This is a genomic window from Vibrio sp. Makdt (assembly GCF_027587015.1).
GTDB lineage: Bacteria > Pseudomonadota > Gammaproteobacteria > Enterobacterales > Vibrionaceae > Vibrio > Vibrio chagasii_B.
Map to the genome: position 1 here is coordinate 266,300 of NZ_JAPPTH010000002.1, position 19,030 is coordinate 285,329.

A 19,030-nucleotide genomic window follows, 5' to 3' on the forward strand; every position below is an offset into this window, starting at 1 on the left:
ATGGGTTAAATACGGCGACTCCCTTCCATAACAAGTAAATACCGAGCTGCGCTGACCTGCCCCTTACTCAAAGCCAACTCTTATTGTGTTAGTAAGCAGAAACAAGACGTTACGTAATCCTGACGAATTCCAAATTCAGGATCAAAAAAGGCGAACCAATTGGGTCGCCTTTTTTGTTTAGTCGTAATTTTTAAAATCGAGCTATTGTGCTGGTCGCGTTCCTGAAGCAAATATTCCGAAAGTCATGACATTCAAAGCATCTGTCACACCCTCCAAAGATTTTATGACCTGCTTCGTAGGCCCATTATTGAATATATGGTTACCCAAGCCTTTTTCGCCGTTAGCCTTAGCATACTCCTCAGGAGGTTGTTTATCTGTCACTTGGGTCTTTTCATTAGCATCAGATGATTCACGCAGCTCATGAGAAGCCGAGCCATCATCACTATTGATATCACTGTCTTCTGAGGTAATAACGGAACTCTCATTAACATTATTTGAGACAGGCTCAATGACCGCTTCGCTTGCCGTCTCCTTGACCACAGCCTCTTCGACACTGTTATTAATCACTTTTTCATTGCTTGAGATATTTTCGTCGGTTTGATTTTCACTTGTTGTCGCACAAGCGGATAAAAGCAACAGGCTAATAGTTATTATGATTAATTTTCTGACCATGACGATTGGAACTGGATTAATAAAACATTGTTCGATTATAAGTAACTTAAGCCACATGTTCCAGCTACACACTTATTTTGTGGTAACGAGATGTGTACATAATTACGTACTGCTTAGAGATTCTTGGCTTTACAGAGTCTTGCTTCAAGCTTTAATAGAGTAACTGATTTATGGATAGCACAATCCACCGTATCGACCGCTAATAATTCGAGACTTCGATTAGGTTACCATCAGGATCTCGTAGATAAATTGAGGTGATCTTGTCCACTGCACCCGTTCGCTCAACAGGCCCTTCTTCGATGATCACACCTTGTCCCGTGATATCATCGAATACCTCATCAATAGGTGTGTTGGTAATGAAACATAAGTCCGCACTCCCGGCTTTTACATGCTTAGCCTTAGGCTCGAACTCTTTCCCTTGCTGATGGAGGTTTATCTTTTGATGACCAAACGACAATGCCCAACGTCCCTCACCAAATTGAATCGGTTTCATCCCTAATACGCTTTGATAGAAATTTACTGTTATCTCTATATCTTTAACGGTTAATACAAGGTGATCTAGATGACTTATTTCCATAAAAGTAAACTCTCCAAAAATGACAGGCTGCCGGATTTAACCATTCGCCATGAGCGCAGATATAATCCAGCGCTTAGAAGAGTGACACAAGTAAATTATACGTAGGTAGATCCCATTGTTGACGAATAAAGGGAGCACGTCTGAGTGCTCCCTTTGTCTATTTGTCTGAGCTAAACTCTAACAAAGTTACATACACAAACCTTCGTGTGTCCAGTACCAATAGTTTTCAAACGGATCAGCACCCCAGTTATCTGTTGTAGACGTAAAACGGTTGCCCCAGTATTGAACCGATGCTCCAGCTGGGTAGAAAGTATTCGGGCTCCACTCTGGCACATCCACACACATGTCCTGAGGATCAGGTTGAGGACTAGGGTTTGGCAGTTCTAGTACAGTGCTGACCGCTACATAAGCGTCTGTTGACCCTTGCGCACCAGATACCATTACGTAGATATCATCTCCTTGTATATCGCCAAAGCCACAGTACTCGTTGTTATCCAAGTTGGTAGACGAGCAATCGTAATCATTCAAGGATGCAGGGCGACCGATAGCAACATACAGATCGACGTTACCGTAACCATTGTAAGTTTGGATCCACACATCACCTTCAGAGCTGTTCTTCAAAACGAACTGCTGCTGATCGTTGCCGCTACTCAACACTGGTGCAGGAACGTTCAATTCTAAATTGTTGATGCCCGGAGTTGGTGTTGGTGTTGGTGGATTAGGGTTTGGATTCGGCTGACCAGAACCACAGTATTGTACGTTAACCCCAACCTGACTAAAGGCAGAGCGTACAGCAGATGATTCATAACCTAGGTGTTGTGCCGCCTTACAAACTCCTTCAGCTCCTGATTGGAAGTTCGATCTTGATGTCCAGTAAAGTTGATTTGCCGTAGCGTAAGCCATGAACGCCTTTTTAATGTCCCAACCGTTGCTAGTTGCTAGGTGGTAGAACGCTTTGTTAAAAATGCCCGAGCTGTGGTGGACATCAATGCCATTGTAGTACTGGTTAACATGGTCGATAGACATACCATCTTCGCTAGGTTGAATGAAGTAGCGCATTGCTGGGCTATACTTCATGACGTGCTCACCCATCTTCCAGTTAAAGCTGCCATGCACATATTCACTTAACGCCGCAGCTGCCACATCAGAGAATGACTCATTCATACCACCTGACTGACCACGGTACTCAAGGTTTGAATTTTGCTCAGTAAAACCGTGGCTTACCTCGTGCGCGATCACATCCCACGTTGCTAATGGGTACATTGATTGGTTGCCATCACCAAACGTCATCTGTTGACCATCCCAGAACGCGTTACCGTAGTTCGATCCGTAGTGCACACGCATCGTTAGTTTTTGCTGGATAGGACGAGTGTTCAGCCACTCTTTATACATGTCAAAAACACGCTGGCCGAAGTAATGTGCATCGTTCATTGGTGCATACGCGCCGTTGATCGCACGATAGTCATTGACGTTTCTACCGTAACTACCATTACAAGCAAACTGGTGAACCTGACCGTAATCTTGGCGATTATTCATGTTCATTGTGACGACGTTTTGGCTGTCCATCTGGCAATATGAGTTAACTTGGAATCCACCATACTGAGTGTTCGGGCCGAAGTAGTAACGACCACTCTTCTGGTTCCCACCAGGGCCTTCAGCATCGATGAAAGCAATACCTTCCCACTGGTCGAGTAGCTCGCCAGATTTAGCGTCTACAAGCGTAATTGGTCGTGAAGGTCCCATGCCTTTTGTTTGTAGGAAATCAACCTTATAGATGAGGTGTGCTTGTTGCTGTTCATCTAACCAAATAAAAAGATCAGCATTTGGATTACGAATGGTTGCAGCTGCTACACCCTTATGTTGTGACTTGGCAATGGCAATCGCTTGTTGAGCGTTGATCATTGGCAAGGTTGACCCGATATCAGTTTCAATGCCCATCAATACTTGTCCGTCGACGGCTTGAGCAATACCTTTCTGAGAAAGATCAACGACTACCGACTGGCCATAAACCGGAACGCCATAGTGAAGCTGTTGTTTACGAAGGAGTGTCGTTGTACCGGTCTCAACTCGACTTGCTTCATGATAAGCAAGTGATTGATTTGCAGCACTAAAGCCTTGGTTAGTTTGATTAAGAATTGTTGACAAATCGACTTCAGAGTAGTCGAGTACATTGGCAGCTTGAGAAGTAAACGCTATTGGAAATAGCATTAGTAAATGTGCACCACGCATACATCACCTTTATAATTATGTTTTTTATAAATTCACCCAATGGATGAGCGCGCATCTTAACGATAGATTTCACGCATAACTAAGTGCACTTAGTTTTATATGTGATATCGATTCAGAACATAAGTTATGAAGAAATAAAAAGTGAGGCAGGGAGTCAAAAAAACCAATACTTTCCGCCACTTACGAACAACTCAATAAATAAACGCAAAATTTGGAGGGGTATCTAATTTCCGATAATATCCGGAAATTTCATGCTTCGAATGGTTACGAGATTAAGGTTTGATATCAATTTTCAAATAACGGCGCCAACTCACCATCACAAAATTAAACTCCAACATTCACCAAACAAGGTAACGAGCAAATAATGATGAGGGTGTGTTAGCGATGTGTATTAGCTGAGGTTGAGACTTAGTCTTTGGCTTTATTGAGCGTATAAGTAATTATGCTATCGTCCCCTACCTTAAATGCCCAAGTGTTGTCGCCTTCGGTAAAATGATATTCACCCTTGGACGAAGTTGGCGTCAGATTAGCGATGAACGCAGACAGCTGAGGCTCGTTGATAACAAAACTCCCCTCAGAAGTGTTGATGTCTAAATCGTTATTGACTTCAATCTGCGACGTTGAGCTTGGCAATGTGTCGGGCAACCAACCTCTATCAAACAAACGATCTTGCTGACCCTGCTCGTAAGTGGCGTACTGAACACTGACCACGTCAGAACAGCCTGACAGTAAAAGTAAAATTGGGAGTAATAGCTTCGTTTTCATTTATTTCCATCATTTGAAAGCAAGGGCTTGTCCAGCCTCTGAGTTGTATTCGAATAAAAACAACAAGCGAGGAACAAGTACAATACAAAAACAATTTTATAAATTAATTATTATTCCCATTCAATTTAATTGACTTTATTTACATGCAGCTCACATGGAAATTAATGTTAATCAGTACCTTAACGGCAGGACTTACCTATAAAGCGACCTATCGATCAGAGTATATTAAGACCAAACACGCCCTTTACGTCGAACAAAACAGCTTCCGTTTTTTCTCTCGATACTTGCGTACCTTTGCGTAAAATATCAATCAGCTGCGCTTTGTCATCTAGCAGTTCTGCTCTACGGGACCTTATCGGCCTTAACATCTCCTGCAAGCACTCCTCCAACACCTTCTTTGTTTGCCCATCCCCTAACCCGCCTCTGCGGTAATGATTCTTTAACTCACTGACATATTGTGCATCACCATGAAACGCATCAAGGTATGTAAACACAATATTCCCTTCCACTTGACCCGGATCTTCAATTTTTAAATGGTTTGGATCGGTATACATGGACTTTACTGCCGTTCGAATCTCTTTCTCAGTCGCCCCCAAGTTAATGGCGTTTCCCATCGACTTGGACATCTTGTTTTTCCCATCCGTACTCGGAAGTCGTGATGCGTTACTCAGAAGCGGCTTACATTCGTTCAAAATAGACTTACCAGCGAGCAAGTTTAGCTTTCGAACAATCTCGTTTGTCTGCTCTAACATTGGCAGTTGGTCATCGCCCACAGGGACTAACGTCGCATTGAACGCCGTAATATCAGCCGCTTGAGATATAGGATAAGTCAGAAAACCAGCAGGAATAGAGCGACCAAACGCCTTGTTTTGAATTTCACTTTTGACGGTAGGATTACGTTCCAAACGTGCGATAGATACAAGGTTGCTGTAAAACATGGTCAGCTCAGCCAATGCGGGAAGCTGAGATTGAAGGCAAATTGTAGTTTTAGTTGGGTCGATGCCCACAGCCAGATAGTCAGCGACCACATTGAGGATGTTTGAAGAGACCTTTGCAGGATTATGCGCGTTATCAGTCAAGCCCTGCATGTCGGCAACCAATATCGTTTGGTCATGCTCATGTTGTAAGGATACACGTTGTTTGAGAGAGCCCACGTAATGCCCTAAATGCAAAGGACCTGTCGCGCGGTCGCCAGTAAGAATAATTTCTGATTTGTTATCGTTTTGATTTGTTTTCATTGAGTATCTCCAAGTTAAAAAGGCTACTGGAGATATAAAGAGACGACAATCTTGATGACATTCTTAGCTACCTTCCAGCAGCGTAAGAATGTGAGTATTCCGTGCTGCTCTAGATAGAGCACCACCAGAAGAAAACTGAAGTTGAAGCGGGATTAAATTTCATTCTTAAAACGTATCAATATTATTGGCTAACGACAACACATTTTATTGATTCAATTTAACTCGCTGTATTAATTGCATAAATTTATAATTCTAGAACGCATAGCTTGGTTGATCTCAAAGTAAGTGTTCAAGAAATTGAGCTGCGATAAAGCCGACTCTGCGGTGTGTTCGTAGCCTTGATTGAAGCTTGGAAGCAGTTGAGCAAACTTAGGAAACCGCGCTTCTAACCTTCTATCAGACATAAACTCATCGACATAGCCAGGTTGTGGATTTTCTGTTTGTTCGACAAGATCAATCAAACGATCCAATGCATAAGACTGAACAAATCGACTCCCAGAGAGCTTTTCTCCACGGTTATAGCGGGACATACCCACATAAAGATTGGTCAGTGCTTCCCCGATTAACCACTCTTGGGTATTAGCTTGTGGAGCACTTTTTTCCGGTGGTACACAGCACCTAGCATCGAACGCCTCTTCCTGCCAAACAATACGACCTTCAGCAAATGGAATATGGGCTAATTCATGGGGTTCAAAGACCGCAAATTCGCAAAAGATTCCATCGGCATACAGAACTTTATAGCCATCGACCGTGTTTCGCACGGAATAGTCGATTGGATGGACATCAGATAACCAATTTAAATTGTTTAAAAAATGCTGCTTTTGTCCTGCCTGTACGATCGCAAAGAAATCGACATCTGAGTATTGGTCCAGTCTTTCCGTTTCGATACCAACAGAACCAAGCCCCAACAAGGCAAGCGCCTTATTTGAAGCTCTTAAACACTGCCCAATAGAATCCAAGCGTTGTAGCAGCATTGTTGGGGTAAGTTCTTGTGATGTGATTGGCTGTCGAATGGTGTTATCGGTTTGCATCGTGCTATCCCTGTCAAATTGAATGCCATTCAACCTAACTGAGAGTGATAGCAACGACTAAACACAATTTATAAAATCTGTGTTTTGGATAACGATCTGTGCAATAAATGGATTGATTTAGGAGCTTTCAACTACCACCCGCATTTGTATCTCTACCTATTAAATAGATGACTTGGCAAGATACATCGCCATTTCTTGTTCAGGTACCATACCTCCACCCGTCGCCCAAACAAGATGCGTGCTGTTGGATAACGTCGAACCATCAATACCTAATCTCGTCATATATTCAGTGTTGTGTTCTACATGGATAGGCCCTAGCATGCCTGCTAATGCAGAGGGCTCTAGTTTGATGGCTTCTGCTTGATTCAATTGACCTAACAATTGATACATGCGTTCATCCGTTAATGTGTAGTAACCATCCAATAAGCGCTCCATTGCTCTGCCAACAAAGCCTGACGCGCGGCCCACGGCTAACCCATCAGCTGCAGTAAGGTTATCAATACCAAGATCTTGTACAGCAATCTCGTCATGCAAACCGGTGTGAACGCCTAACAACATGCAAGGTGAATGCGTAGGCTCGGCGAACAGACAATGAACATGGTCGCCAAATGCCATCTTCAAACCAAATGCCACACCACCAGGGCCGCCGCCTACACCACATGGTAGGTAGACAAACAACGGATGCGCTTCGTCGACGACAATCTGTTGCTGAGCAAATTGCTGCTTTAGCCTTTCTCCGGCCACAGAATATCCAAGGAACAGTGTCTTCGAGTTTTCATCGTCAATGAAGAAACAACGAGGATCCAATTCAGCTTCTTTTCGTCCTTGTTCAACCGCAACGCCGTAATCTTGCTCATACTCAACCACATTTACGCCGTGCTCACGCAGTTTGTTCTTCTTCCACGCTCTCGCATCGGCAGACATATGAACGGATACGGTAAAGCCTAATTTCGCGCTCATGATACCAATTGACATGCCTAGGTTCCCTGTTGAACCTACCGCAATACTGTATTGCTTAAAGAACTCACGAAACTCGGGTTCTAGCAATTTGCTGTAATCATCGCTTTCACTTAGTAACCCAGCTTCAAACGCGAGTTTCTCAGCGTGAGTCAGTACCTCATATATACCGCCACGGGCTTTGATAGACCCAGAGATAGGCAAGTGACTGTCTTTCTTCATCATCAACCGCCCTTTTATAGGCAATTGATAATACGCCTCCAATGCTGTTTTCATCGTTGGAATATCAACAAGATCAGATTCAATGATGCCATTGGATAGTTGAGTTTCAGGAAATGCTTTTGCAAGGTAAGGGGCGAATCGTTGTAAGCGTAAACTCGCATCATGAATGTCTTTCTCATCCAAGCCGACATAAGGTAACCCTTGGTCTAGTGTTGTGACATTTGGGTTAAACCAAACCACCTCTTCGAGCGCCATAAGCTTATTTAGTAATGGAAAGTCGTTGGTGAGGTTATTTAGATTCAGTTCGTTCATGGCTACCTTCTCTGGTATTAAGCATTCTGGGCGATTTCAATCACTTGGTGTACACCCTATTAGAGCCGTAATCGAGAAATGATTCAATAACCGATACTTGTGCCTACCGTCAGTGATGCTATTTCCCTTACTATGCCCTTGAGGCAACCGTCTTGATGTATTCACTTGGCGACAGACCAAACTTACCCTTAAAGCGCTGACTAAAACGTCCTTCAGATTGGTAACCACAAGATTGAGCGAGCATCGTGACATTGTGTTGGCCATTTTGCATAAGATACAAAGCATGGCTCAAACGCACTTCTGCCAATACCTCACGATATTGCATTCCTTCGAGTTTGAGCTTACGGATTAACGTCGCACGACTCATTGCAAAACGCTCTGCAACGTCTTCTAAAGAGTGTTTCTCGTCTGGTGAATGAGATAGGTAATGACTGAGTTTTTGGCTGAAAGAGACGTTTGAACGAGTAAACAACCGATGTAATACACCCTTCTCTGCAAGCTGTTGATACAAACCTTGCAACCAAAATTGCTGTGTGGTTTCACTCATACTTTGACGATCAAACGTAAACAAGGCATTTAAAGTATCTTGTAAACTGCGGTCTGCTTCTATAGTGGGGTATTCAAATTCGGCAGCACATTGTTCACTCAGTTCGAGCATCGCTTGAGTGGGTTGAAAATGAAAACTAAACACGCGGGACAGAAATCGCCCTTTATGTGGCATGTTCTCAAAACTCAATGATGCCGAAGCTTCACACAGCAACAACTCAGAATGAGTAAGCTCTGCTGCTGAGTCTTTCCAAAACAAACGCTTACTGCCCGTGATGATCTGAATAATACTAGGGGATAGAATCCTCACATTACGCAGCTTTTGTAACTGCTCAGCTCGAAACACTGTCACTTGATATTGATGATTCATCTCATCCCCTTATTTGTTGTTTGTCTATAGCAAATTAACGGGTGTAAGTTGCTGTTAACCTTGCTTTGTCTAGCGCCATACTATTCAGTGTAAAGCCCACGACCGCTGACGGTGTATTCTCATCGAGGTTTAACTTATCAGTTGGTAGCGCCCAAACCGTAAATTGATAACGATGCATGCCGTCTTTCTCAGGAGGGCAAGCGCCACCAAAACCAACCGTTCCGTAATCGATGCGCCCTTCCTTACCACCCAACTTCGTAATGTCCGCTGCGCGAGGTAATTCATTCACGGTTGCTGGAATATCAAATGCAACCCAATGCCAAAAACCACTTTCGGTTGGTGCGTCTGGATCATAAGCCGTGATTGCAAAACTTTTGGTGCCTGCCGGTACGTCTTTCCACATTAGTTGAGGTGATAAGTTCTCACCATCACAACCCCAACTAGAGTATTCAAACGTCTTAGCCATTGGGTGACCTTCTTGAATATCGTTACTGGTTAATTCAAATGCGTGAACTGAGCTTGCAGCCAAGATGCTCGCTGCCAATACTGATTTGATCATTGTTCTCATGATGATTCCTCTTGTTAGGTTTAAATCCAGTATATTCAGTTCCACCCTTTAATAAGTAACAGTAAGTACACAATTATCTAATCAAATTCAAATAAATGATACTTTCTGCACTTTAGAACCATTATTTTAAGAAATCATCGATTGATGATGTATCGCTAATTTCGCGACTCGCGGTCACAAATTGATAAAGTGGGGACACTTGTTGACATTCAGGTTACAAATCTCGAGCAAAATTCTTTAGACTCGCGCTAATGACTTTTAATGAGAATAACTGGATGCACAGGCTGACATTAGCCCTTTGTTTGATCTTTTGGCTCCCTACGCTAGCCAACGCCCAAAGCTTGCAAGATAAATGGCAGTCCCTGTACCAATTGAGTTGGCAGGCGTCTCCGATCTTTGTTTCTCAGCAAGAGTTATCTCATTACCCAAAGGCTCTGCTTCAAGACAACAGCCGTTACCCAAATTTCAAAAAATTCACATGGCAAGATATTGCTTTATTGGCTGAGATTCAGCAGACCTGCCAAGCAATTGAGCCTTCTAACCCGGCTTTAAATGATGCCATAGAGTTCGAGCTTGCTTTGTGTCGACAGCAAACGTTGGACTCTATCTGGTTTGCCGCAAACTCAAAACGACATCCCGCTGGTGGCAGCTTTGCTGACCGTTATTTCGCTCATTACCCAGAAAACCGCGAACCAATACACCCGTTTTTGACCATTTCGAACCCACTACATCCCCTCTATACCAAGCTGGAACCCTTGAGCCCAGAAGGAAAAGAAGCATTACTTAACGGATACCGAGCTTGGCAGCAAGGTGATGTGCTTTGGTTAAGTGGTGAGCAAGGTTGGAAAGTGGTCCCGCATGATGTTTGGAAGCCAATTGCGAAGGAACAAGGCATAACCTTATCAGGAGAAAGCTGTTCGTTTCGATACAGTAATCTCTGTCTGAGTGAAACGAACAACGACACTCTTTTCATGAAAGTGATGATCTTCTCTTTGTTGATTGTTCTATTTTCAATATTAGCAAGATCACTATTTCTAAGAACAAAACAGCGTAAAGAGAGACAGTTTGTGTTGCAGCTCCTGACTCATGAACTTCGCACACCAATTACCAGCCTTGGGTTAACCGTCGAAATGTTCAGAAATCGTTACGACGAGTTCCCTGATGCCACTCAAGATGCAGTTTGGCGTTTGATATCTGACTATCAGAGGCTATCTCAACTTACTGAAAACAGTAAGGTTTACTTGAGCACAGAAAACGCTGAACCTTTATTGAAGCAAAACGCTTCTCTCGAAGAGTGGCTTGAACATGTATGCGAAAAGCACAACATCGACTATCAATGTGATTCCGGCGAAGTAGAGCTTAACCTGCCCTATTACTGGCTGACCATTTGCTTAGATAACTTGATCAAGAACGCTAAGCAACACGGCAAAGGTAATGTGTTAGTGACCGCGACCCTTGCTGACAAGTTAAGAATTGAGGTCCAAGATCAAGGACATTTCCCTTCATTCTTAGAACGAGCCTTGTCCCGAGTCACTCCAAATGATGCGCATAGACACGATAACATGGGTATTGGACTCACCATTGTTGAACACTTGATGAAACAAGCGAATGGACGCCTCATTATTCTCCGTAATCCAACCCGATGTATTTTGGAAATAGCTTATGAACACCCTACTGCTGATTGAAGATGATCCACTACTTGGACAAGGCCTAGTCAGCTTCTTTGAGTCCAATGGTTATCAATGCCTTTGGGCACAAGAAGCTGCGCATGCCAATAAGCTTTGGTTACGAGCCGACCTCGTGGTGCTTGATAGGCAACTTGAGGACGGCGACAGCTTACAACACCTGCCAAACTGGTTACTTCTTAAAGCACTACCCGTGATCGTATTAACCGCGAAAGTAGAAGTTCAACAGCGTGTTGAAGGCTTAATGGCTGGCGCCAAAGATTATGTGACCAAGCCTTTTTCAAATGAAGAATTGCTGGCGCGGGTCATCACTCAATTGCGTCCACTGGGTGTCAGTCATCTAAGTTACGCCAATATCCAAATCAACTTATCGGAAAGAACCGCCTATCTCGATCAAGCCCCAGTAGCGCTTAAACCGAAAGAGTTTCAGCTATTGGTCCTGTTTGTCCAGAGCCAAGGGCGAGTGTTCCACCGAGACGAGCTGCTTAACAAAATTTGGGGATACCAAGCCTTTCCGAGTACTCGAACTGTAGATAACCACATACTGCGTTTGCGCCAAAAGTTGCCAACACTCCAACTAGAGACACATCGTGGCGTTGGCTACCGTTTAGTTGGGGATTCTAAATGAGAATAACATCGTTAACCGCTTTGCTGTGTGCGTTACCGTTTTCGAGTCATGCGACTTGGTTTACAGACACACCTTTACAGCGATCCTACCAATCGCTACTTAATGAGCAACCGCAGCTTGCATGGCAAGAGCTACAGATCGCACTCAATCAAGAATCGCTTGATAGTCAGCTTTGGCTGCCCGTAAAACAAGAAATACTCACTAGAACTCAATGTGGAAGAACACTTAAACAAAGCGATGTACCTGCCCACCACATCCAAGTGAGTTTTATTAAACGTTACGGTCTTTCGTCACAAGGCTATCAGATTAAAATCTCAGCCGAGCCACGCAGCAGTGATCTAAATAAAAAAGCACAGCCAGTCACACTCATCGCTCCTGATGGTCTTACGATGATTGAAGGACAGTTCAACTCGGGCGTCGACTATCAAGAAATCGAAACCAATGAGATGTTCATCAAACCAGAATCTGGTGTTTATCAATTAACCGTTGGGACGAACAACTACCCACTTGTAGTCGCTTTAGATGACAGCAATCGCTGGTTAGCACTGGAGAATAAGCTTGAGAATGCACACGTTGTGGTCACGCCGCCAGAGGTAATCGATAACTGCCCTAGCACCCATGTAAGTTGGCAATGGTTTGATGAAAACTACAACATGTTAGGTTTCAAAGTGCCGATCAAAGCAAAACAAGTCGCTGTTCCTACAGAAAGCCCATCAGTAGGTAAAGCTAGCCACTTGAGTGCCTCTGTAGAAAAGTATGAATACCAAGGCGCGATTGAAATCCAATATGTTCAGCGTGTTGCGGTGCCCTTCTGAAGGCCTACCACAACAAGATACTGATGGTTGTTCGGTGTAAAAATAGAGACATATAGGTGACAAAACACTAACGCATCTCAGATGTAATAACCGTACTTACTCTTTACGGAATATCGATATGCTTAGTATCCACCACAAATTTAATGCTACATCTTGTGCCATTTTGGCCGTATTCTCCGCTTGTGCTTTTTCAACACATGCTCAAGCGAACGAGTTAATACTTGCCGACCACACTGCCAACGACATCGTTTCGATATCACCAGAAACGCTCACGATAGATTGGAATGACCTAAGCATTAACAGTGCTTCGCTAACCGTTAACCGTATCCCTCAAACAGTGGCCGAGATAACCAAGGATTCAACCAGTGCCGCTTGGACCTTAATGCCAAGCCGTATCGCGGTAACCGCAGAGTTAAATCAAGGTGAACTTGACCTCCAATTCACGCTACCTTCCGGTATCAAGGTAAAGCGCAATCAACCAATAGAACTAGCGTGGTTCGACCTTACGGAACAAGAAACACAAACACTGCTTCTGCCCTTTAGTGAAGGTATGCGCGTGCCTACCAACAATAAGCGATGGGCGAATTATCTCGCCAATAACCACTCTGGAAGCAACACCACTCAAGACCTAAAGATGCCGTTTTGGACCACACAACAGAGCGATCAATTCATCAGCTACCAATTGATCAACCCAACCAATAACCAACTGTTTTTTAATGATGTAACGTCTGAATCGGACTCTAAAAACAAGTCCCTTATCGATATGAGCGCATCGCATCAGTTCACCGCGCTAAATCAGTCACAACCTTTTGCTGTACGTATCACGCTTGGCGATTCAATGCTCGATGGTGCCAAGCAATACCGCGACTGGCGCATCGCCAATGGGTTGTCAGAATCACTAGCCTCAAAGCAAGCGCGTAATCCAGATATCAGCAAGTTGGTTGGTGCAAGTCATGTCTACCTGTTTGGTAAAGATCCTTTGAGTATTCAAGATGTAACAGACTGGTGGGGACTAAAAGAGTGGTACTTTGAACGTTCTAAGCTCAACATATCCGATGAAGCTAAGCGTGAGCTATCCACTTTGTCTAAAGGTAAGGACTGGTTGAGCCGATATCATAAACAGTTGCTGTTGGATTCTATTAGCCAATCTCTACAAAGCTTATACGCCGTCGCATCCCCGAGACTCGCTGATAACACGATTGAGGCGCAATACATCGCGGCGCGAAGAATAAAAAACTGGTTGTCTGAACACGCGTCGTCATTTCTTAACTCACCAGATACTTGGGGGCAAGCCTTATCATCCGGCATGATCGATAATCTAAACAACGCCGGATTAAACAAGCTTTGGTTGGGCTTTGATAACTGGATGCCTGCTTTTTATCAACCAAACGCAGTCGAGTTAGCAAAGCAATCTGGTTATCTGGTGGGGACTTACGACTCCTATAACACTGCAATACCGGCTCAGTTAAATGACAGCTGGTTAACCGCTCAGCTGCCAGATCCAATAAGAAAAACATGCGCGATTGAGCTAGCCGATGGAAGTTTGAAAAAAGGATTTCGTGGTAACGGCTTCTACTTAAATCCCAATTGCCATTTGGACTACGTAAAACAGCGCGCAAAAGACATCATGAACTTTGGTCACTTCAATAGTTTGTTCTTAGATGTCGATGCAACGGCAATGGCGCGTGAGGACTACAGTGACAATACCAGTGAGTCGGAGATGCTTTCTTCCTTTAATAACCGAATGCAGGGGCTGAGCGAACAACCGTCTCTGGTGTTGGGCTCTGAAGACGGCAACAGCTTGACCACCAAGAGCATTGCGTTTGCACACGGCTTGGAGACGGTAGGGTTTGGTTGGACAGATAAAGATATGAAAGAAAACCGCCAGTCTCCCTACTTCCTAGGTCGCTGGTACCCAGATCATAAGCCGGACTTTTTCTTCAAACCAGCAAAGGTTAAAGAGCCCTATCAGTCGCTACTTTTTTCGCCTCAATATCGTGTACCGTTATACCAAACTGTATTCCATGATGAAGTGATTAATACGCACCATTGGCACTCAGACAGTCTCAAATTTACCAATGTGAAGGCCAACCGTGACTTAACAGCCATGCTATATAACACGCCCGCAATGGTTCACTTAACCAGAGACGAAGCTCTCAAAAGTACAAGCCCGAGGCTCAAAGCCTTAAAACACTACCAAGATGGGTTTGAGCCGATACACGAACAGTTGTGGGATAAAGCGTTGATTGATTTCTCATGGTTAAATAACCACGGTACCGTCCAACAAACCACGTTCAGTGATGGCAGTAAGATCATCGCTAACTTCTCAGACCAAGTGTTTAATAAAGGCGACATCGATGTGGCTGCGGCTTCCGTCAATGCGATATTAAGCAATGGAGAAGTCATAAAGTGGAAAGCCGAACTTAACTAAAGTGATTAATTTAGTCCCTTAGCGGTTAGCAGAAAACCAAGGGGGTTAGCTTACCTCAATAAAGCTAAGGTTAAGCTAACCAAGCTACTTGCGCTTCTCACTCTGAAACGCTGTGAGTAGATAATCGATAAATACCTTCTTGCGTTTCGGCATTAATTGTCTGTCGGCATACACCAAGCTTACCGAAACTTGTGGCATGTCGTATTCCGGCAGCAGATTCACCAGTCGACCCGTCTTGAAATGCTCACGACAAATGAACTCAGGTAACACTGCTAACCCTAGGCCATCGACACAGGCCGTTAAACACGCGGTAATCGTGTTTACCCTGAGTTGGCTTGGTAGCTGAATCAATTCAGACTCCCCATCACCTAATTGCAATTCCCACTTAGGTAAACGTGCGGCTTTGTTTACCACCTCTATCATGCGAAAAGGAATCTTAAGGTCCTTTGGCGTGTGTATTGGGCCAACTTGTTCTAGATATTTAGGGCTCGCCACTAACACACGTTTAGAGGTTGTCAGGTATCGAGAAACTAAACTTGAATCAACCAGCTCACCAATCTGCGCGTACAGATCTATCCCTTCGCCGATGATGTCAACTTCTCGGTTGGTTAGCTCCAAGTTCATCGTCACATTCGGGTATTCAAGCAGAAAGCTATGGATGTATTTAGCAAGCACTTGATGACCCAACTCTACCGGTAGTACTACATTCAATGGACCACGAATCAGGTCTTGGTTTGCAGAGACTTCTAACTCCGCTTGATTCATGATCTCTTGCATTTGAAGGCTCGACTGATAGAAGCGCTCTCCTTCAGGCGTGAGTATCAAACTGCGAGTTGAACGAGTGATCAGTCTCACACCTAAATGCTGTTCTAGCTCTGCTAATTTTCGACTCACTGTTGATTTCGTCATATTCAACACTTCAGCAGCATGCGTAAAACTCCCACAATCAACCACTTGTGTGAAAACAGTCACAGCATTTAAGTCCATAAGACCTCCGAAAACTATAATTAGTAAGATTTTTACAACAGTGTTTCCCTTTTTTCCTATCTTATCAATCAATCAGATTCATTTACAATTCGTTACATCTAAATAAAAACAAAATGAGAAAAGAGAAATGGCAGAGAACAACACCGCTTCGCAACCAGTAAGCACAAAAAAACGTAAAAAAGCCCCGCTTATTGCCACTGCGATCATGCTGTCATTGGGTTTAGCTGGCGCTGGATATTGGTACGGTTACGGTCAGTACTTTGAGTCGACCGATAATGCCTACCTACAAGGCGATATTACCAATATCAGCCCTAAGGTATCTGGCTATATCGTTAAGTCCTATGTAACGGACAACCAATCTGTTAAGAAAGGCGATCTATTGGTTCAAATCGATGATCGTGACTACCAAGCAACGCTTGCTCAGGCTAATGCTCACCTAGCCGTCGTTCAGTCTGACGTAAAGAACCTTATCGCCCAACAGACGTTACAACGTAGCAAAATTAGTCAAGCAGAAAGTGGCGTCGATTCAGCAGAAGCAGAATACGAACGTGCGACTCAACAAGTGCAGCGCTCGCGTAGCCTGTTAAAACGTAATTATGCTTCTCAAGATGAAGTCGATAGCATGATCGCTCAACAAAAAGTGACTCTTGCTGACTTAGAAGAAGCAAAAGCAAACCTTGTGGCTAGCAATGATCAATTAACCGTAATTGCCAGCGAGATAGAACAAGCCAAAGCTTCGGTCACTGAAGCCCAAGCACAACAAGAACAGGCACAGCTAAACCTTGATTACACCAAAGTTTACGCACCAACAGACGGTGTAATTGGTAAACGAAGCGTACGTGAAGGCTTGTTGATTCAAGCTGGTGCTCCACTTATGAGCTTAGTGCCAAACAACCAAGTGTGGATTGAGGCGAACTTCAAAGAGACGCAACTTAGTGGCATTCACAAAGGCCAAACGGTTGAAGTCGAACTCGACGCTTTCCCAGGACAACCGCTTGAAGGTGTTGTCGATAGTTTCTCACCTGCAACTGGTGCTAAGTTCGCACTACTTCCACCAGAGAACGCAACAGGTAACTTCACGAAGATCGTTCAACGTGTACCCGTAAAAATTACGATTCCAGACCAGCAAGGGTTAAAAGGTCGATTGCTTCCTGGTTTGTCTGTGGTTGCGACCATCGATAAACGAGGCTAGACCATGAGCAGCGCTGGTGTTATCAACTCAACTCATGATGAGGACAAAGTATCAACTCGCCATTGGATCGCCCTATTTGGCGGCTTGATCGGTGCGTTTATGGCGATCTTGGATATCCAGATCACCAACTCGTCTCTTAAAGATATTCAAGGTGCGCTATCTGCTACCCTGGATGAAAGTTCATGGATCTCGACCTCTTATCTAGTCGCAGAAATGATCGCTATTCCTCTCAGTGGTTGGCTTTCAAAAGCATTAGGTAAACGTCGTTACCTAACATGGACCACGGCTATCTTCACTATTTCATCGTTGCTGTGTTCGTTCTCGTGGAACATGACCTCGATGATCGTGTTCCGTGCAATGCAAGGTTTTAGTGGTGGTGCTTTAATACCACTCGCCTTCTCACTGGTCATTCAACTACTGCCCATTAACAAGCGTGCTGTCGGCATGGCTCTGTTTGGTGTTACCGCGACGTTTGCTCCATCTATTGGCCCAACGTTTGGTGGCTGGTTAACCGAGAACTTCTCGTGGCATTACATTTTCTACATCAACATCCCACCAGCCCTGCTCGTGATCACCATGATCCGATACGGCTTGGATGATGAAAAGCTCGACCTTGGTACGCTGAAGAAAGCCGATTGGTTCGGTATCGCTACCATGGCACTTGGACTTGGTTGTTTAGAAGTGGTGCTAGAAGAAGGCAACCGTGAAGAGTGGTTCAGTTCAAGCTTTATCATTACGTTGAGCATCATCTCTGCAGTGAGCTTAGTCTACTTCGTCATAAATGAGCTTCAACACAAAAAACCATTGGTCAACTTACGGCTATTACGAAATGGGCAGTTTGCGATGTCTTGTATCGCTTACCTCATTCTAGGGATGGCGTTGCTTGGGTCTATCTACGTGTTGCCAATGTATCTGACACAGATTCAGCAATACAACGCGATGGAAATCGGCGAAGTACTCATGTGGATGGGTTTTCCTCAACTGTTGATATTTCCAATCGTACCTAAGCTGACTCAAATCATTAAGCCGAAATACTTAGTGACATTTGGCTTCGCGATGTTTGGTTTCAGTTGTTACGTAAATACCCACATGACCATTGATTTTGGTGGGCAACAGTTGATCTTATCTATGGTATTGCGTGCGATTGGTAGCCCGTTCATCATGGTTCCGCTCTCTTTAGTGGCGATGAAGAACATCAGCAAAATGGATACGCCTGACGCATCTACACTAACTAACGTTATGCGTAACCTAGGCGGGGCGTTCAGTATTGCGATCATCGCTACCCTTTTGGACAACAAGACACGTGAGCATCTAGCACATATTAAAGAGTCACTACCTTCAGTAAGTCAGTTAGGTTGGCAAACACTCAAAGATCAACAAGCGTTCTTTATCCAATCTGGCAGTGATGCCGCGACAGCGATGCAACAAGCACAGGCAAGCTTGTTAGGAACCATGCAACGTGACGCCGCTATCATGGCCTACAATGATGTGTTTCTCATGATGACCGCATTCTTGGCATTAGCTGCAGTGTTAATTCTTAGTATGCGTGATTAAGTTTTAAGGCTTACAAATGCCGTTTGAATCGTTGATAAATACCGTTCCAATTAAACAAAGAGGCAAGCCTAACCGCTTGCCTCTTTTGCTCAAACAAGTGTTAACCTCACAAAACCAAGGGAAAAACAGTAGCCGAGGAGCAACACTCTCGATTGTTTGTGAATACTCTTTAATTACCAATAGCTTATTGACCATATAGATGTGAACCGAGCATCTTGACAATGTGCAACCTGACACCTAAATTAAAAATA

At 44.1% G+C, this 19,030-nt stretch carries 16 protein-coding genes; 6 read left to right on the forward strand and 10 right to left on the reverse strand.

The annotated features are described in order from the left end of the window. Nucleotides 1-201: 201 nt before the first annotated feature. The 9 genes from OH460_RS03440 to OH460_RS03480 form a co-directional block, all read right to left on the reverse strand. Nucleotides 202-729, reverse strand: coding sequence for a hypothetical protein (locus OH460_RS03440; protein ID WP_269995064.1), 528 nt, complete (start codon nt 727-729; stop codon nt 202-204). Nucleotides 730-871: 142 nt separating this feature from the next. After that, nucleotides 872-1,249, reverse strand: a complete 378-nt coding sequence (locus tag OH460_RS03445; RefSeq protein ID WP_269995066.1) for a VOC family protein — start codon at nt 1,247-1,249, stop codon at nt 872-874. Between the two features lie 186 nt (nt 1,250-1,435). Next, nucleotides 1,436-3,478, reverse strand: coding sequence for a M4 family metallopeptidase (locus OH460_RS03450; RefSeq protein ID WP_269995068.1), 2,043 nt, complete (start codon nt 3,476-3,478; stop codon nt 1,436-1,438). 408 nt (nt 3,479-3,886) lie between these two features. Next, on the reverse strand, nt 3,887-4,243 hold the full coding sequence (locus OH460_RS03455) for a hypothetical protein (protein ID WP_269995070.1): 357 nt from the start codon (nt 4,241-4,243) through the stop codon (nt 3,887-3,889). Nucleotides 4,244-4,458: 215 nt separating this feature from the next. Continuing rightward, nucleotides 4,459-5,481: a tryptophan--tRNA ligase gene (gene trpS / locus OH460_RS03460; protein WP_269995072.1), complete on the reverse strand. Its 1,023-nt coding sequence runs from the start codon at nt 5,479-5,481 to the stop codon at nt 4,459-4,461. A gap of 230 nt (nt 5,482-5,711) precedes the next feature. Next, nucleotides 5,712-6,512 carry a hypothetical protein gene (locus tag OH460_RS03465; RefSeq protein ID WP_269995073.1) on the reverse strand — a complete coding sequence of 267 codons (801 nt, stop codon included), beginning with the start codon at nt 6,510-6,512 and terminating at the stop codon, nt 5,712-5,714. A gap of 159 nt (nt 6,513-6,671) precedes the next feature. After that, the gene (locus OH460_RS03470) at nt 6,672-8,003 is read right to left on the reverse strand and encodes a D-serine ammonia-lyase (protein ID WP_269995074.1); all 1,332 of its coding nucleotides are present in this window, start codon (nt 8,001-8,003) and stop codon (nt 6,672-6,674) included. A gap of 130 nt (nt 8,004-8,133) precedes the next feature. Next, entirely contained in the window at nt 8,134-8,919 is a 786-nt protein-coding gene (locus OH460_RS03475) for a helix-turn-helix transcriptional regulator (RefSeq protein ID WP_269995076.1), read from the reverse strand. A 34-nt stretch (nt 8,920-8,953) separates the two neighbouring features. After that, the gene (locus OH460_RS03480) at nt 8,954-9,487 is read right to left on the reverse strand and encodes a YbhB/YbcL family Raf kinase inhibitor-like protein (RefSeq protein ID WP_269995089.1); all 534 of its coding nucleotides are present in this window, start codon (nt 9,485-9,487) and stop codon (nt 8,954-8,956) included. Nucleotides 9,488-9,762: 275 nt separating this feature from the next. On the opposite strand from OH460_RS03480, the gene OH460_RS03485 reads away from it, so the two are divergent. From OH460_RS03485 to OH460_RS03500, 4 genes are all read left to right on the forward strand, one after another. Beyond that, nucleotides 9,763-11,172, forward strand: a complete 1,410-nt coding sequence (locus tag OH460_RS03485) for an ATP-binding protein (protein ID WP_269995353.1) — start codon at nt 9,763-9,765, stop codon at nt 11,170-11,172. Beyond that, nucleotides 11,150-11,800, forward strand: a complete 651-nt coding sequence (locus OH460_RS03490) for a response regulator transcription factor (RefSeq protein ID WP_269995091.1) — start codon at nt 11,150-11,152, stop codon at nt 11,798-11,800. Before OH460_RS03485 ends, OH460_RS03490 begins: the two co-directional genes overlap by 23 nt. Further along, nucleotides 11,797-12,615, forward strand: coding sequence for a DUF2861 family protein (locus OH460_RS03495; protein WP_269995093.1), 819 nt, complete (start codon nt 11,797-11,799; stop codon nt 12,613-12,615). Before OH460_RS03490 ends, OH460_RS03495 begins: the two co-directional genes overlap by 4 nt. Before the next feature lie 118 nt (nt 12,616-12,733). Next, entirely contained in the window at nt 12,734-15,046 is a 2,313-nt protein-coding gene (locus OH460_RS03500) for a glycoside hydrolase (protein ID WP_269995095.1), read from the forward strand. A gap of 84 nt (nt 15,047-15,130) precedes the next feature. Here OH460_RS03500 and OH460_RS03505 read toward each other — a convergent pair whose 3' ends face one another. Next, a complete protein-coding gene (locus OH460_RS03505) occupies nt 15,131-16,033 on the reverse strand; it encodes a LysR family transcriptional regulator (protein ID WP_269995097.1) in 903 nt (300 codons plus the stop codon). A gap of 127 nt (nt 16,034-16,160) precedes the next feature. Here OH460_RS03505 and OH460_RS03510 point away from each other — a divergent pair, with 127 nt between their 5' ends. Both OH460_RS03510 and OH460_RS03515 read left to right on the forward strand, forming a co-directional pair. Beyond that, nucleotides 16,161-17,225, forward strand: coding sequence for an HlyD family secretion protein (locus OH460_RS03510; RefSeq protein WP_269995101.1), 1,065 nt, complete (start codon nt 16,161-16,163; stop codon nt 17,223-17,225). Nucleotides 17,226-17,228: 3 nt separating this feature from the next. After that, a complete protein-coding gene (locus OH460_RS03515; protein ID WP_061031019.1) occupies nt 17,229-18,779 on the forward strand; it encodes a DHA2 family efflux MFS transporter permease subunit in 1,551 nt (516 codons plus the stop codon). Nucleotides 18,780-19,030: the final 251 nt, after the last annotated feature.

Bases quoted from the DNA above. Each gene is read 5' to 3' on its own strand.
- OH460_RS03440 (WP_269995064.1), bottom strand. From the start codon at position 729: ATGTGGCTTAAGTTACTTATAATCGAACAATGTTTTATTAATCCAGTT.
- OH460_RS03445 (WP_269995066.1), bottom strand. From the start codon at position 1,249: ATGGAAATAAGTCATCTAGATCACCTTGTATTAACCGTTAAAGATATA.
- OH460_RS03450 (WP_269995068.1), bottom strand. From the start codon at position 3,478: ATGCGTGGTGCACATTTACTAATGCTATTTCCAATAGCGTTTACTTCT.
- OH460_RS03455 (WP_269995070.1), bottom strand. From the start codon at position 4,243: ATGAAAACGAAGCTATTACTCCCAATTTTACTTTTACTGTCAGGCTGT.
- trpS (WP_269995072.1), bottom strand. From the start codon at position 5,481: ATGAAAACAAATCAAAACGATAACAAATCAGAAATTATTCTTACTGGC.
- OH460_RS03465 (WP_269995073.1), bottom strand. From the start codon at position 6,512: ATGCAAACCGATAACACCATTCGACAGCCAATCACATCACAAGAACTT.
- OH460_RS03470 (WP_269995074.1), bottom strand. From the start codon at position 8,003: ATGAACGAACTGAATCTAAATAACCTCACCAACGACTTTCCATTACTA.
- OH460_RS03475 (WP_269995076.1), bottom strand. From the start codon at position 8,919: ATGAATCATCAATATCAAGTGACAGTGTTTCGAGCTGAGCAGTTACAA.
- OH460_RS03480 (WP_269995089.1), bottom strand. From the start codon at position 9,487: ATGAGAACAATGATCAAATCAGTATTGGCAGCGAGCATCTTGGCTGCA.
- OH460_RS03485 (WP_269995353.1), top strand. From the start codon at position 9,763: ATGCACAGGCTGACATTAGCCCTTTGTTTGATCTTTTGGCTCCCTACG.
- OH460_RS03490 (WP_269995091.1), top strand. From the start codon at position 11,150: ATGAACACCCTACTGCTGATTGAAGATGATCCACTACTTGGACAAGGC.
- OH460_RS03495 (WP_269995093.1), top strand. From the start codon at position 11,797: ATGAGAATAACATCGTTAACCGCTTTGCTGTGTGCGTTACCGTTTTCG.
- OH460_RS03500 (WP_269995095.1), top strand. From the start codon at position 12,734: ATGCTTAGTATCCACCACAAATTTAATGCTACATCTTGTGCCATTTTG.
- OH460_RS03505 (WP_269995097.1), bottom strand. From the start codon at position 16,033: ATGGACTTAAATGCTGTGACTGTTTTCACACAAGTGGTTGATTGTGGG.
- OH460_RS03510 (WP_269995101.1), top strand. From the start codon at position 16,161: ATGGCAGAGAACAACACCGCTTCGCAACCAGTAAGCACAAAAAAACGT.
- OH460_RS03515 (WP_061031019.1), top strand. From the start codon at position 17,229: ATGAGCAGCGCTGGTGTTATCAACTCAACTCATGATGAGGACAAAGTA.